Genomic DNA, 13,083 nt, shown 5'->3' on the forward strand with positions numbered 1-13,083 from the left:
TTCTGACCTTTCGAGCGGGGCGTCTATTGTCGGGTTTCTCCGGGGGGGGGGGGGGGGCGCCCCCCCCCCGCCAGTCGTTCTTCCACGGTCGCTGGGCGCTATGGCGTGGGTGGTGCGTAGTCGCCGGCCGCAGGGCCTGCAGGAGCGGTTCGGTGCGCGTGGACCTTGGTCGGCTTCTGGCGCCTCACCGCCGGCCCGGCGCTGCCGCCGTTCCCGCAGCGTCGGGCGATTTCGTCCCCTGTCGGCCCCGGCCGCCTCACCGGAAGGAAGAAGTGGCGGTGGCCGGTGCGATGCCGGTCAGCCGGTGGTTCCGGCCTGTTGTTCTTCGCGGTGTGGTGGTGTGGTCGTGTGGCGGGGCGGGGGGATCCTCTGGGCGAGCTTGTCGCCCTCGACGTCCAGGTCGGGCAGGAGGCGGTCCAGCCAGGCGGGGATCCACCAGGCCTTTTCCTGCGCGAGTGCCATGGTGGCCGGGATGAGTGTCATGCGGATGACGAAGGCGTCGATGAGGATTCCGGCCGCCAGCGCGAAGCCGGCCTGCTTGATCATGGGCTGGGCGTTGAAGACGAACCCCGCGAAGACGGAGACCATGATGGTGGCGGCCGCAAGGACGACGGAGCTCGCGCGTGCGAAGCCGTTGACGGTGGCGCTCCGCGCGGTCGCGCCGTGCACATGCGCCTCACGTATGGAGGTCACGAGGAACATCTGGTAGTCCATGGCGAGCCCGTAGAGGACGCCGGTGATGATGATGGGCAGCAGGCTCACGACCGGCGCGGTGGCGTCGAGGCCGATCAGGCTCTGCAGCCAACCCCATTGGAATACGGCCGTGGTGAGGCCGAAGGTGGCGGCGATGCTCAGGAGGAAGCCGAGGGTGGCCATCACGGGGACCATGAGGGAGCGGAAGACCAGGAGGAGGACGATCAGGGAGAGTCCGAGGACGGTCGCCAGGTAGACGGGCAGGGCGTCGGCGAGCCGGTCGGAGACGTCGATCGCGAGTGCCGTGAAACCGGTGATGCCGATGACCGCGCCGTGGGTTTTGCTGATCTCCGTGCTCTTGCCGCGTACGGCCGTGACGAGGGCCTTGGTCGCGTCGTCGTTCGGACCGCTGCCGGGTACGAGGCTGAGGATGGCCGTGGTGCCGGTGTCGTTCATCCCGGCGAGCGAGATCGATGTGACGCCCTTGACGTTGCGCAGGTCGGCGGTCACCCCGGCGAGGGAGGCGGGGGTGAGGGGCGCTTTCCTCGCGGTGGAGCTGACGACGACCAGGAGCGGACCGTTCCAGCCGGGGCCGTAGGCATCGCTGACCAGGTCGTAGCTGCGGCGTTGCCCGGTTTCGGGGTTGTAGCTGGCGCCGGAGGGCAGGCCGAGTCTCATGTCCGCGGCGGGAATCGCCAGGACCACGGGAATCAGGACCGAGGCCGCGACGGCGGCGTACCTGTGGCGGACCAGGCGGGTTCCCCAACGGACGGCTCGTTGCCGGCCGTTGACGGATTCCCCGAGTTGCGCCGCACGCCGGATCCGGGCGGGGCAGATACGTTCCCCGACCAGGCCCAGCAGGGCAGGCAGCAGGGTCAGCGCGAGCAGGACGGCGATGGCGATCGTGGCGGCCGCGACGAGCGCCATGGTGGAGAGCAGGGTGATCCTGATGACCAGGAGTCCCGCCAGGGCGATGATGACGGTGCTGCCGGCGAAGAACACCGCACTGCCGGCGGTGCCGACGGCGCGACCGGTCGCCTCTGCCGCCTCCAGGCCCTCGTCCAGGATCAGTCGGCGTTCCCGGTTGACGATGAACAGGGCGTAGTCGATGCCGACGGCCAGTCCCAGCATCAGCGCCAGGACCGCGGCGAGTGAGTGGATCTCGAAGACGGTGGAGAGGGTGAAGGCACCACCGACTCCCACCGTGACGCCGGTCAGGGCGATGACCAGGGGCAGACCGGCCGCCACGACCGACCCCAGAGTGATCAGCAGCACCACGGCCGCGACGGCCACGCCGACGATCTCGCCGACGCCGACGATCTCGGGGACCTCCATCATGGCCGCCGACGGCAGGACCTCCAGGCCACCGTGTGCGGCTCGCTGCTGGGCGGCCTTGACGGTGCTGTCGATCGTCCCGGAGGGAAGCTCGAAGGTCTGCTCGTCGAACTGGAACTGCAGCAGCGCGGTGGAACCGTCGGCGGAGACGATCACCCCCGGCACCGGCCGGCCGTCCGCCTGCAGCGGTACGGGGGAGCGGCCGGCGATCGGCAGGCCGGCGGCACGTGCCACCGCTGCCTGGGCGCGCAGCAGCGGACTCCGCTCACCCTTGGCAGCCTCCCTGGCCAGGACCTTGCGCGCGTCGATGACATGGTCGTGGCGGTAGACGGCGTCCACAGCGGCCAGCAGGGCGGGGCGGACCTTCGCGTCGTCGATCCGGGCGCCGTCCGGGGCCTTGAAGAGCAGCATGCCCTGGCCGCCGGACGCCTCCGGCAGGGACACGGCCAGATCGTCGATGACCTTCTGGGACGGGGTGCCGTCGATGCGCACCTCGTTGCTGAGCCTGACGGGGTTGACCGCCAGCAGTGTCAGGACGGAGGCCAGGACGGCGAGCCAGCCGCCGATGACGTACCAGGGTTTGCCGTAGGCGAACCTGCCCAGCCGGTAGAGCAGAACGGACACAGACCTCTCCCCATCTCCCATTGGTCTAGTCGAGACCGCGCAGCAAAGTGAGAGTGTTCTATCAAAACGATAGGCAACTATCAATGCGGTAGGCTGCTATCGGCCGAGGGTGATGACGCCGTCATGGCGGGACAGGAAGAGCCAGGGATGACAAGCGCAAGAGGCCGTGCTGCAAGGCGCCGGGTCGACGCCCGTTCGAGCGTGGAGCGCATCATCGCCGCGGGGCGGATCGTGCTCGGGGAGGGCGAGGCCTCTCTGGAGCGGATCGCGGCGGAGGCCGGTGTCGGCATCGCGACGCTCTACCGCCACTTCCCCAACCGGGAGGCCGTCGTCCGAGCCGTCCTCGAGGACATCCTCGAGACCGACCTGCAACCGCTCATCGAACGTGCCGCCGAAGCCGACGACACGCGTCAGGCACTGCAGGAGATCGCCACGCGCCTGCTCGACCTGATCGCCGAGGAACGCGGCCTGGTCACCTTCGCCGGCAATTTCGCCGACGTGGCCGTGGACGTCCTCCAGCGTTTCAGTGCCTCGCTCCACCCGCTTCTGCTGCGCGGGCAGCAGGCCGGTGAGATCCGTGCCGACCTCATCGCCGAGGACATCCCTCGCTTTCTTGTCATGGCGGTGGCCGGTCTTGCCCTCCCCGGCACCGCGCCTTCACTGCGCGCCCGCTTCATCGCGCTGCTCTTCGACGCGCTCAACCCGGCCAACGCGACCGCCCTTCCTCCGTTGAGTCCCGGAGAGGACGACCTGCGCACCGCGCTCGGTAGCGTCACGCGCGCCTGAAACCATCGCTGACCTGCTGCGGTGAAGAACGTCGCCCGGCCTGGGACCAGTTGACGTCGACCTTCGGTTTGACGTCGACCTTCCGTCGGCTCCGACACGCACTGCGGAACGGAGGCGTCGACGTCGGCTGCGCCGCGCTGTGCGACACACCGCAGCGGTGTGGACCGAGCGGCGGGACCGGCCGGAGGCCTCACCGAGCAGGGGCGAGGGAGGACCGGAGCCCATCGAGTCAACGAGCCTCTGAGTCCATCGAACGGTTGAATCCGATCTCGGCTTACGGGCGACGCGGACCAGGGCGCCGTCCGGCAAGACTTGCCGGGCCGTCGTGCCCGAGTCGCCGACGGCGTCGCAGATCTGGCACGAGGAGAGGATTCCCACCATGTCCACGGACTTCAGCAGGCGCCGGCTGCTCGTCGCAGGCGCGGGCGTCGCGATCGCCGGGGCCGCAGCCGGGCAGGCCTCGGCCGCACCGGGCGCCCGGAGCTCCGGGGCCTCCCTGCCGGGCATCCGCGAGGAGACGCGCTCGCTGGAGGAACTGTACGAGGCCGCCGTCGCCGAGGGCGGCAAGCTCGTCCTCTACCAGGGCGGTGACGTCGACAGCCAGGCCGCGGGCGTCCGGACCGCCTGGGCCGCCGCCTTCCCCGAGGTCGACCTGACGGTCGTCGTGGACTACAGCAAGTACCACGACGTCCGCGTCGACAACCAGCTCGCGACCGGCACCCTGGTCCCCGACGTGGTCCAGCTGCAGACCCTCCAGGACTTCACCCGCTGGAAGCGCCAGGGCGAGCTGCTGCCCTACAAGCCCGCCGGGTTCTCCGAGGTCCACCAGGGCTTCAAGGACCCCGACGGCGCGTGGACGGCGCTGATGGTCATCGCCTTCAGCTTCATGTACGACATCCAGGCCGCCGGCGGGAACGCGCCCAGGACCCCGGCCGACCTGGTCGACGCCCGCTGGAAGAACGCCATGGCGTCCGCCTACCCGCACGACGACGACGCGGTCCTCTACCTCTACTCCCTCTACCAGCGCACCTACGGCTGGGACTGGGTGGCCCAGTTCGCCGCGCAGCAGCCGCAGTTCGCCCGTGGCACCCACACTCCGAGCGCCGCGGTCACCGGCAAGCAGAAGACCGTCGGCGTCGGCGGCGCGGGCAGCGCGGTCGCCACGTCGGGCCCGCTCAAGTGGGTCCTCCCGGACCGGGCCCCCTTCATGGCCTGGGGGCAGCGCGCCGCGATCCTGAAGCAGGCCGCCCATCCGGCAGCGGCCAAGCTCTACATGAACTGGCAGCTGTCCGAGGCCCGTCAGAAGGCCGCCTTCAACGGCTGGTCCGTCCGCGAGGACATCACCCCGAACGCGAGCCTCAAGCCCGTCTGGGACTTCCCGAACGCCCACGTCGACGGCTTCCCCGAGTTCATGGCGGACCGCGCCGGGATCGAGCGGCTGAAGCAGACCTTCGCCCTGTACTTCGGCGAGGTCAAGGGCGACCCGTCGCCGGGGTGGCCGGGCCTGCACCCGGGGCGGTGACCGCGGCAGAACGCCGCTTACCGGGAATGCACAGGGCGCGCTTTACACTTTGGACACCGTTGTCGACTGCGTCGGCCCGTCGCAGGGAGCCCGAGTGTCCCCCACCATCCCCGTCTTACGCCGCCGGCTGTCCCTCTCGGCGCGGCAGCTGCCCCATCTGGTCTTCCTGGCCCCGGTCGCGGGCACCCTGGTGCGGCTCGTCGAGCTGAACAGCGAGCTGTGCTGGACGGTCGCACCGCCCATCGCCGCCCTCGGTCTGCTCTACATCGCCGGGCCGGCCCGCTGGGAGCGCTTCGGTGCCGCGGGCCGGCCGGTCTGGCTGGGGACACTGGTGCTCCTGTGGGGCTGGGTGTCCTGGAAGATCCCGGTACCGCTCGCCTTCGCCTACACCTGGCTCGCCGTTCCGCTGGCGGTGCTGGCGCTGCGGATGCACGGGCGCCGGGTGACGGTGTCGGCGATCGGCGCGATCACGGCCGGGCTGCTGGCCTCGCTCATACGGATCGGCGGCGGCGTCGACCTCGACGTACTGGCGCCCCCGCTTGCCGCTCTCTGCGCCACCGTCGTCCTCTACCGCACCCAGCAGCGACTGAACAGCCAACTGGCCGCAAGCCGTGCCGAGTTGGCGGAGAGTCAGCGTGAGGCCGGGCGGCTTGCCGAACGTACCCGGATCGCCCGGGACCTGCACGACACGCTCGCCCAGGAGCTCGCGGGCAGCCGTATGCTCCTGCAGGCCGCCGAACGGGACTGGGAACGCGACCCGGACGCCGCGTTGCGCCAGCTCCGTGCCGTGTCCCAGGCCCTCGGCGCCCACTTGGAGGAGACCCGCACCATCATCGGCGACCTGACCCCGCCCGCCCTGGAGCGGGACGACCTGGAATCCGCCCTGCGCGGTCTGTGTACCCGCCCGCACTCCTTGGCCGGTGCGCCGCGCGTCACCTTCCACACCGGGGGAGAGCCGCACCCTCTGCCCGCCGAACGGGCGGTGACCCTGCTGCGCGTGGCCCAGGGCCTCCTCGCCAACGCCCGCGAACACGCGCGGGCCACCCATGTCCGTGTCTCCCTCACCTACGAGGACGACAGGGCGACCGTCGAAGTCCGCGACGACGGAAGGGGCTTCGACCCGCGGACCAGGCAACCCAGTGGTCTCGACCGGGGGTTCGGGCTGGCCGCCGCCCGCGATCGCCTGAGCGCACTCGGCGGCAGGCTCACGGTGGAGAGCAGGCCCGGGCACGGCACCCGGGTGCGGGCCGAACTGCCCGTCGCCGAGCGCGTACTGGCCAGGACACTGTGATCGCGGACGCCCTGCGGATCCTGATCGTCGACGACCACACCGTCGTACGAGCCGGCCTGCGCGCCCTGCTGCAGGGGGAGCCCGGCCTTGAGGTGATCGCCGAGACCGGCGACGGCAGGGACGCGGTTCGCCTCGCCGAACGTCTGCGCCCCGATGTGGTGTTGATGGACCTGCGCCTGTCGGACGCCGCCCAGCGGGGTGCCGCCTTCGACGGTATCGAGGCCACTCGCCGTATCACCGCCGCCGTACCCGGTGCCAGCGTCGTCGTACTGACCAGCTACAGCGGTCGCGGCGATGTCGTCCGTGCGGTGGAAGCGGGCGCCCGGGGCTACATCCTCAAGGCAGGTCCGCCCGAGGAACTGTTCCGCGCCGTGCGCGCGGCGGCAGCCGGGGGCATGGGCCTGGCCCCCGAAGCCGCGGCCCGTCTCGTCGGCCGGCCCGCCGACCCGGGGCCGGTGCTCAGCGAGCGGGAGACCGAGGTCGTACGACTGCTCGCCCGGGGCCACAGCAACCGGGCCATCGCCTCCGCCCTGTTCCTGACCGAGGCCACGGTCAAGACCCACCTGGTCCGGATCTATCGCAAGCTCGGCACCGAGAACCGAGCCGGCACGGTCAGTGCGGCCGTCCGGCTCGGACTGCTCGAACTCGACGCAGGCTGACGGTTCGGCGGACACCGCGAGTCCGCGCGCCGACGGCGTCACCGCCCGGCGACGCGGCCGAGGATCATGCTGGTCTCGGCCCGCGCCAGCAGTTGCCCGGCGCACGCGTGCGTGCCGAACCCGAACGTCAGGTTCCGGCTCGTGTCCGTCGGTCGGTGGTAGTCCTGGGCCGCTTCGCCGGAACCTTCTTCCTCGACCGCTTCGGCCGTACCGTCGTCGTACGCGCCAGTGCCCTCTCGGGCGCGCTCGGTCTGCTCATCGTCATCGTTTCCGACAGCGCTGTCCTGGCCGGAGCCGCCGTACCGCTGTGGGGGCTGGCCGCATCTCGGCTTCCTCGGCGGCCGTGTCGGCCTGCGTCCCGCCATGTTCGTCGTCCTGGCCTGTGTCGTGTGCGCCGCCTTCCTGGCCCCCTCGGCGGAGACCGGGGCCCGCGCCCGACACGACCCTCACGGCACATCGCCTGAAGTCCGGCAGCCTGCCTTGAGATCAACTGCCAGCAGGTTCGCGGGAGTTGTCGCTCGTCCCCTGCCCGCCGATTTCTGTCCGAAGGCTTGACGGGGCAGGAGGCAGGCTTCAACCTTCCGACAGAGTCGCACATCACTCAACAACATTCCGCCACAGTTTCCCTCGGGATGAGTTCTCGTATTCGCGGAGCAGCCATGTCTACTCGCACGTTCATCCGGAAGGCATGCGCCCACTTCCTTTCGGTGGCCGCCGTGGTCTGTGCGTCCCAGTTGGTCATCGCCCCAGGGCAGCCGGCCGACGCCGCCACCAACCAGTTCAAGGGCGTCAACTGGGCCGACACCCGCGACAACTACAACACCGGATGGGTGATCCCGGACGGCCTGGCCGCATCGGACAGCTACTCGCAGGTCTACTCGGTCGCCGACAACTACATCAAGGCGTTCCGGTCCAACCTCGGTGCCAACACCGTGCGCCTGCCCATCAATCCGCCCAGCGTCAGCCAGTCCTGGTGGGGTGCCTACCGGGGCGCGATCGACGCGGCGCTCGCCGACGGCATGAAGGTGGTGATCAGCGCCTGGACCGAGAAGACCAGCGTCGGCACGGTCACCGACATGACCGCCTGGAAGGCCATGTGGTCCACCGTGGTCGGTGCCTACGGCAGCAACGGCAACGTGTACTTCGAGCCGCTGAACGAACCCTACGGCTACTCGCTGAGCCAGTGGGTCTCGGTCTGCTCATCCTGGCTCTCCCAGTTCTCCGGCGTCCCCAGGAGCCGGGTCGTCATCAGCGGCACGGGCTACAACGACAACGTGACCGGCGTCGGAGCCTCCTCCGCACTCAACGGCACACTGCTGTCCCTGCACTACTACGGCTACTGGAACAGCTACACCAAGGAATCCTCCTGGGTGTCGGACCTCAACAGCCGCATCGGCAGCTACACCGGCCGGACGATCATCGACGAGTTCGGCGCCCCGATGACCACCGGCACCGACTACCTGACCAACCACGACAACGGCCAGTTCCAGTCCTACCTCGCCGCGGTGACCGACACGGCCCGCTCGGACGGGATGGGCAGCGTCTACTGGCCCGCACTGCGCACCGGGGACTCCTACTCGCTGCAGGCCCACAACGGCAGCGGACTGTCGAGCACCAACTCCTCGGGTGTCACCCAGGTCCGCTGGGGATGGGGCTACTGACGCCCACGCGTGCGCCCACGCGTGCGCCCCCGCAGTCCGACTTCGGCGCAGCCGAGCCGGAGTGCGTCGAGGCCGAAGGCTTCGACAGGGCCGACGACGCCCGGCGTGAGGTCGTGCCGGGTGGCGAGTCGGTGGGCGCCCCAGGCGATGAGTTCGGCGGTGAGGGTGTAGATGCTGGGGCCTTCGAGACGGACTTCCGCGAGCGGGACGCCGTCGGGGGCGTCGCAGGCCACGGCGACGGTATGGCTGCGGGTCCGGGCGCGTTCTGCGGCGTCGGGTCCGCCCGACTGTCCGCTCATCGGGCGGGTCAGGAGTCCGAGCAGCTTACGGCCGAAGACGTGTCGTGCGGCGGTCGCGGCTGCCGCCGAGACGGCCTGTACGGGTCGGCTGAGGGCGGGGAACCAGCCGTTGCAGACGCTGACGGTGTCGAGCTGGGGGAAGGCCTGGGGGAGGAAGAGGACTTCGGTACCGGACAGGAGAAAGGCGGTCCTGCGACGGCCGCGAACGGTGAAGTCGCGGAGATTCGAGGCGGGACGCCGGTCGATCAGACGGTGCCCGTGCCAGTGGGGCACGGGCAGGGTCAGGCCGTTGCGGCCGGTGTTGCGGGTGCCCTGGCTCAGGCCGCGGCGGAGCGAGCCGGTGGCGAAGTGGCCGACGTCCACCGCACGCACCGCGTCCCCGCCTTGTCGGACGGCAAGGCGGGCGGCGAGGACCCCCGGCACGTAGTCGTAACCGAACGCGGGGAGCATCACCGGCCCGGTCTCGCGCGCGCGATCGTGGCAGCGGTCCTGGAGCGCGCGGACGAAACCGACCTCACCGGTGGAGTCGATGTAGTGCGCGCCCACGTCGGCGGCGGCCTGCGCGACCGGGAGGCCGAGACGTTCGAACGGGCCGGCCGTGGTGATGAGGACATCGCCGGGTCCTACCAGCTTCCGCAGGTCGGCGAGGTCGCTCACGTCGGCCACCACGTGATCCAGCCCGCCGTGGCGCTCGGCCAGGGACGCCAGGGAGGTGCCGTTGCGGCCGGCAGGTGTCGGCTTCAGGCCGCGGCGCAGCACGGCGTCGAGCACGAGGCCTCCGGTGTAGCCGGTGGCGCCGAGCAGCACAGTACGTCCGGTCATCGGTCGGGGTTCCTTCGGGTGGGGCGGGTGCCACGGTGCGGGGGAGGCGACGGGTTTCAGGCGTCACCGAAGAGCCGTCGCTCGACCCGGAGGAGAAGCTTGGGGTGCAGCTTCGGAAGGAGGCGGACGAGCAGGTCCACCGACTTGGCGTCCCTGCCCACGAGGATGCGGGGCGAGCCGCGCTCCACGCCGTCGACGATGATCTGCGCGGCCCGTTCAGCGGGCAGGGTCAGCAGTCTGGAGTTGTAGGTGGCCACGCGTGCCAGTTCCTGCGCCGTGGGTTCCCTGCCGGCCGCCCGCATCTTCTCCAGCCCGGCATTGGCGATGTTGGTCCGTACGCCGCCGGGGTGGACGACGGTGACCCTGTTCTGGACGTTGCTCATGTGCGTACCGCCGTCGTGGTCGCCTTGCCCGCGCCGCCCGTGGCGGTGGCGCGGCCGAAGTGGAGCTCCGGGTCGAGGACGTTGTCGGCGCGTAGCAGCTTGACGTCGGTGTGGTAGTTCATCGAGGTCAGCCATGGCATCCGGTCGCCCTGGCGGGGAAGCCGGTCGACGACGCGCTGGATGTAGCCCGCGCCGAAGTCGAGGAACGGCCGGGTGGGCATGGACGTGTCCGCCACCTCGGGGCGGCAGGTGTCGTAGCCATGGGCGTCCATGTGTGCCGCCAGGCGGCAGAAGTGCTCGCAGAGCAGCCCGATCTTCAGGGTCCAGGACGCGTTGGTGTAGCCGATGGCGTAGGCGAGATTCGGCACACCGGACAGCATCAGGCCCTTGTAGGCGACGGTGTCCGGCAGATGTACGGCCGTACCGTCGACGGTGAGGGCAATGCCACCGAGAGCCTGCACGTTCAGGCCGGTGGCGGTCACGATGACGTCCGCCTCGATGTGACGGCCGGACCGAAGCGAGACCCCGGTCTCGGTGAAGGTCGCGATCCGCTCGGTGACCACCGACGCCTTCCCGTCCCTGATGGCCCGGAACAGGTCCCCGTCGGGCACCACGCACAGCCGCTGGTCCCACGGGTCGTACGGCGGGTCGAAGTGCTCGTCGACCGGATAACCGGCGGGCAGCTCCCGGGCGTTGAGCCAGCGGATCAGCCGTCGTGCTGCCTTCGGAAACCGCTGACAGAAGCGGAACACGGCATTCTGCTGGAAGACGTTCTTGCGCCGGGTCCAGGCATGGCCGCGCTCATCGCCCAGGTACTTGCGCAAGGTGTTCGCGATCGCGTCGGTCCTGGGCAGCGGAAGGATGTATGTCGGTGTGCGCTGGAGCATGGTCACGTGTGCGGCGGTGTCGGCCATCGCAGGCACGAGGGTGACCGCGGTGGCGCCGCTGCCGATCACCAGCACCCGCTTGCCCGCGTGGTCGAGGTCCGCCGGCCAGTGCTGCGGGTGCACGATCGTGCCGCCGAACCGCTCGCGGCCCTCGAACTCGGGGGTGAAACCCTCGTCGTAACGGTAGTAGCCGCTCGCGGTGAAAAGCCAGCCGCAGGTCAGCGTGGTCGACTCGCCGGTGTCGGTGCGCTCCGCCTCGACCGTCCAGCGCGCCTGCTCGCTCGACCAGGACGCGGCGCGCACCTTGTGGTGGTAGCGGATGACGTGGTCCAGGCCGTTCTCGGCGGCCGTCTCGCGCAGGTAGGCCCGGATCCGTGAGCCGTCGGCGATGGCCTGCTCGTCGCGCCAGGGTTTGAACGCGTAGCCGAAGGTGTGCAGATCCGAGTCCGACCGGACGCCGGGATAGCGGAACAGGTCCCACGTGCCGCCCAGACCGGCACGGGCCTCCAGGATCGCGAAGCTCTTCGACGGCAACCGCGTCCTGACGTAGTGTGCCGCGCCGATGCCGGAGATCCCGGCGCCCACGATGAGGACGTCCACATGCTCGGCGTCCACATGCTCGGCGTCCACATGCTCGGCGTCGGCAGGCGTGACGCCGAGGCGTCCAGCCGGTGTCGGGTTTGACGTCATGTCGCTCCTTGCCCGCGGATACCTTGACCGTGCTGTGGACAAGGGTCCGTGACCGCCGCCGCCTTGCACCACAGCAGAACGCACCACCATCATGACCACATGGTGCAAGACGCTGCATTTCTTGGAACCTGGCCCGAGTGCCCACCCGACATCGCGGACCTGTTCCGGCGAGGCGCCGAGATCGTGCTCGACCCCCGCCCCGAGTGGGTCGAGACCCTCCACGCGGCCTCGCTCAGTGGAGAACGGATGCGGCCCATCGCCGAGGACCCGGTCCTCGCCGCCGCGGTCAAACAGGCCAACCTCGCCAACATCCGGCACTGGGCGGCGTCGAACGTCCGGCGTCCAGGGCGCCGCGTGCCCGCGAACCTGGATCTCGACGTGCTCGCCGTGGCCCGCGACCTCGTACGCCGGGGCCTGGACGAGAGCGCACTCGACGCCTACCGCACCGGTCACAGCGTGGCCTGGCGCCGCTGGATGGAGATCTGCTTCGAGCTCACCAGCGACGCCGGTCTACTGCGTGACCTGCTCGACATCTCCGCGCTGTCGATCTCGACCTTCGTCGAAGACACCGTCTCCGCCGTCTCCGAACGGATGCAGGGCGAACGGGCGGAGCTCACCCGCGGCGCCCACGCCGAGCGCCGGGCCGTGGTCACCCTCCTGCTCGAAGGTGCACCGATCCGCCGCTCCCGGGCCGAAGCCCAGCTCGGCTACCGCCTGACCGGCCCCCACACCGCCGCCATCGTCTGGTCCGCCTCCACCTCCGTGCCCGACCAGCTCGAAGCCGCCGCCGAACTCCTTGTGCGCGCCAGTGGTGCGGCGCACCGGCTGACCGTCGTCGCGGGCGCGACGGCCCAGTGGCTGTGGCTGCCCGTCGACACCTCACCGGACACCGACCGGCTGGGCGCGGGACTCGCCGCGTACCCCGAAGTGCGCATCGCGGTGGGCCGGCCCGGAAGCGGCATCGACGGCTTCCGACGCAGCCACCTCGACGCCGTCACCACCCAGCGCATGCTGACCCGGCTCGCCTCACAGCACAGGGCTGCCCGCTACGAAGACGTACACCTCGCCGCACTCCTGACCGTCGATCCCGCCCAGGCCGAGGAGTTCGTCTCCGACACACTCGGCGGCCTCCTGAACGCGGACGCCGAGATCCGGGAGACCGTGGCCACCTATCTGGGCGAACAGTGCAGCAGCACCCGTACCGCCGAACGGCTCTTCACCCACCGCAACACCGTCCTGCGCCGCCTGGCCCGCGCCGACGACCTGTTGCCCCGTCCCCTTGCCGACAACGTCACCGCTGTCGCCGCCGCCCTCGAAGTGGCCCGCTGGCGAGGCTGACCCGGAATACGCACCCCGTCGTCCGATACCGGTTCACGCCCGCTTGCTCCTGCCCACAGACCTCCAACTTCAAGAGGGCGCAGGTTCATTGAG

General features: G+C 70.3%; 11 protein-coding genes. 6 read left to right on the forward strand and 5 right to left on the reverse strand.

The features are described 5' to 3' along the window. Positions 1-297 precede the first annotated feature (297 nt). Positions 298-2,652: an MMPL family transporter gene (locus tag ACIRR9_RS18475; RefSeq protein ID WP_403752641.1), complete on the reverse strand. Its 2,355-nt coding sequence runs from the start codon at positions 2,650-2,652 to the stop codon at positions 298-300. A 147-nt stretch (positions 2,653-2,799) separates the two neighbouring features. Between ACIRR9_RS18475 and ACIRR9_RS18480 the strand changes: the two genes are divergently transcribed. From ACIRR9_RS18480 to ACIRR9_RS18495, 4 genes are all read left to right on the forward strand, one after another. Next, the gene (locus tag ACIRR9_RS18480) at positions 2,800-3,438 is read left to right on the forward strand and encodes a TetR/AcrR family transcriptional regulator (protein WP_403752644.1); all 639 of its coding nucleotides are present in this window, start codon (positions 2,800-2,802) and stop codon (positions 3,436-3,438) included. 379 nt (positions 3,439-3,817) lie between these two features. Beyond that, on the forward strand, positions 3,818-4,960 hold the full coding sequence (locus tag ACIRR9_RS18485) for an ABC transporter substrate-binding protein (RefSeq protein WP_403752647.1): 1,143 nt from the start codon (positions 3,818-3,820) through the stop codon (positions 4,958-4,960). Positions 4,961-5,054: 94 nt separating this feature from the next. Then, on the forward strand, positions 5,055-6,251 hold the full coding sequence (locus tag ACIRR9_RS18490; protein ID WP_403752650.1) for a histidine kinase: 1,197 nt from the start codon (positions 5,055-5,057) through the stop codon (positions 6,249-6,251). Continuing rightward, the gene (locus ACIRR9_RS18495; protein ID WP_403752653.1) at positions 6,248-6,910 is read left to right on the forward strand and encodes a response regulator; all 663 of its coding nucleotides are present in this window, start codon (positions 6,248-6,250) and stop codon (positions 6,908-6,910) included. Before ACIRR9_RS18490 ends, ACIRR9_RS18495 begins: the two co-directional genes overlap by 4 nt. 38 nt (positions 6,911-6,948) lie before the next feature. On the opposite strand, the gene ACIRR9_RS18500 is transcribed toward ACIRR9_RS18495, so the two are convergent. Then, on the reverse strand, positions 6,949-7,275 hold the full coding sequence (locus ACIRR9_RS18500; protein ID WP_403752656.1) for a hypothetical protein: 327 nt from the start codon (positions 7,273-7,275) through the stop codon (positions 6,949-6,951). Positions 7,276-7,569: 294 nt separating this feature from the next. On the opposite strand from ACIRR9_RS18500, the gene ACIRR9_RS18505 reads away from it, so the two are divergent. Next, a complete protein-coding gene (locus tag ACIRR9_RS18505; protein ID WP_403752659.1) occupies positions 7,570-8,571 on the forward strand; it encodes a cellulase family glycosylhydrolase in 1,002 nt (333 codons plus the stop codon). Here ACIRR9_RS18505 and ACIRR9_RS18510 read toward each other — a convergent pair. The 3 genes from ACIRR9_RS18510 to ACIRR9_RS18520 are packed head-to-tail and all read right to left on the reverse strand — an operon-like array spanning position 8,565 to position 11,652. Continuing rightward, positions 8,565-9,692 (reverse strand): saccharopine dehydrogenase family protein, encoded by a 1,128-nt coding sequence (locus ACIRR9_RS18510; RefSeq protein WP_403752662.1) that lies wholly within the window; start codon positions 9,690-9,692, stop codon positions 8,565-8,567. The two genes, ACIRR9_RS18505 and ACIRR9_RS18510, sit on opposite strands and share 7 nt — an antisense overlap. 56 nt (positions 9,693-9,748) lie before the next feature. Beyond that, positions 9,749-10,075, reverse strand: a complete 327-nt coding sequence (locus tag ACIRR9_RS18515) for a hypothetical protein (RefSeq protein ID WP_403752665.1) — start codon at positions 10,073-10,075, stop codon at positions 9,749-9,751. Further along, entirely contained in the window at positions 10,072-11,652 is a 1,581-nt protein-coding gene (locus ACIRR9_RS18520) for a flavin-containing monooxygenase (RefSeq protein ID WP_403752668.1), read from the reverse strand. Before ACIRR9_RS18520 ends, ACIRR9_RS18515 begins: the two co-directional genes overlap by 4 nt. 99 nt (positions 11,653-11,751) lie before the next feature. Between ACIRR9_RS18520 and ACIRR9_RS18525 the strand changes: the two genes are divergently transcribed. Beyond that, positions 11,752-12,990, forward strand: a complete 1,239-nt coding sequence (locus ACIRR9_RS18525) for a PucR family transcriptional regulator (RefSeq protein ID WP_403752671.1) — start codon at positions 11,752-11,754, stop codon at positions 12,988-12,990. The last annotated feature ends 93 nt before the right edge of the window (positions 12,991-13,083 follow it).

It is taken from the genome of Streptomyces sp. NPDC101234 (genome assembly GCF_044767525.1).
Classification (GTDB): Bacteria; Actinomycetota; Actinomycetes; order Streptomycetales; family Streptomycetaceae; genus Streptomyces; species Streptomyces sasae.

Excerpts from the sequence above, each read along its gene's own strand:
- ACIRR9_RS18480 (WP_403752644.1), top strand. The coding sequence starts at position 2,800 with ATGACAAGCGCAAGAGGCCGTGCTGCAAGGCGCCGGGTCGACGCCCGT.
- ACIRR9_RS18485 (WP_403752647.1), top strand. The coding sequence starts at position 3,818 with ATGTCCACGGACTTCAGCAGGCGCCGGCTGCTCGTCGCAGGCGCGGGC.
- ACIRR9_RS18500 (WP_403752656.1), bottom strand. The coding sequence starts at position 7,275 with ATGGCGGGACGCAGGCCGACACGGCCGCCGAGGAAGCCGAGATGCGGC.
- ACIRR9_RS18505 (WP_403752659.1), top strand. The coding sequence starts at position 7,570 with ATGTCTACTCGCACGTTCATCCGGAAGGCATGCGCCCACTTCCTTTCG.
- ACIRR9_RS18510 (WP_403752662.1), bottom strand. The coding sequence starts at position 9,692 with ATGACCGGACGTACTGTGCTGCTCGGCGCCACCGGCTACACCGGAGGC.
- ACIRR9_RS18515 (WP_403752665.1), bottom strand. The coding sequence starts at position 10,075 with ATGAGCAACGTCCAGAACAGGGTCACCGTCGTCCACCCCGGCGGCGTA.
- ACIRR9_RS18520 (WP_403752668.1), bottom strand. The coding sequence starts at position 11,652 with ATGACGTCAAACCCGACACCGGCTGGACGCCTCGGCGTCACGCCTGCC.
- ACIRR9_RS18525 (WP_403752671.1), top strand. The coding sequence starts at position 11,752 with ATGGTGCAAGACGCTGCATTTCTTGGAACCTGGCCCGAGTGCCCACCC.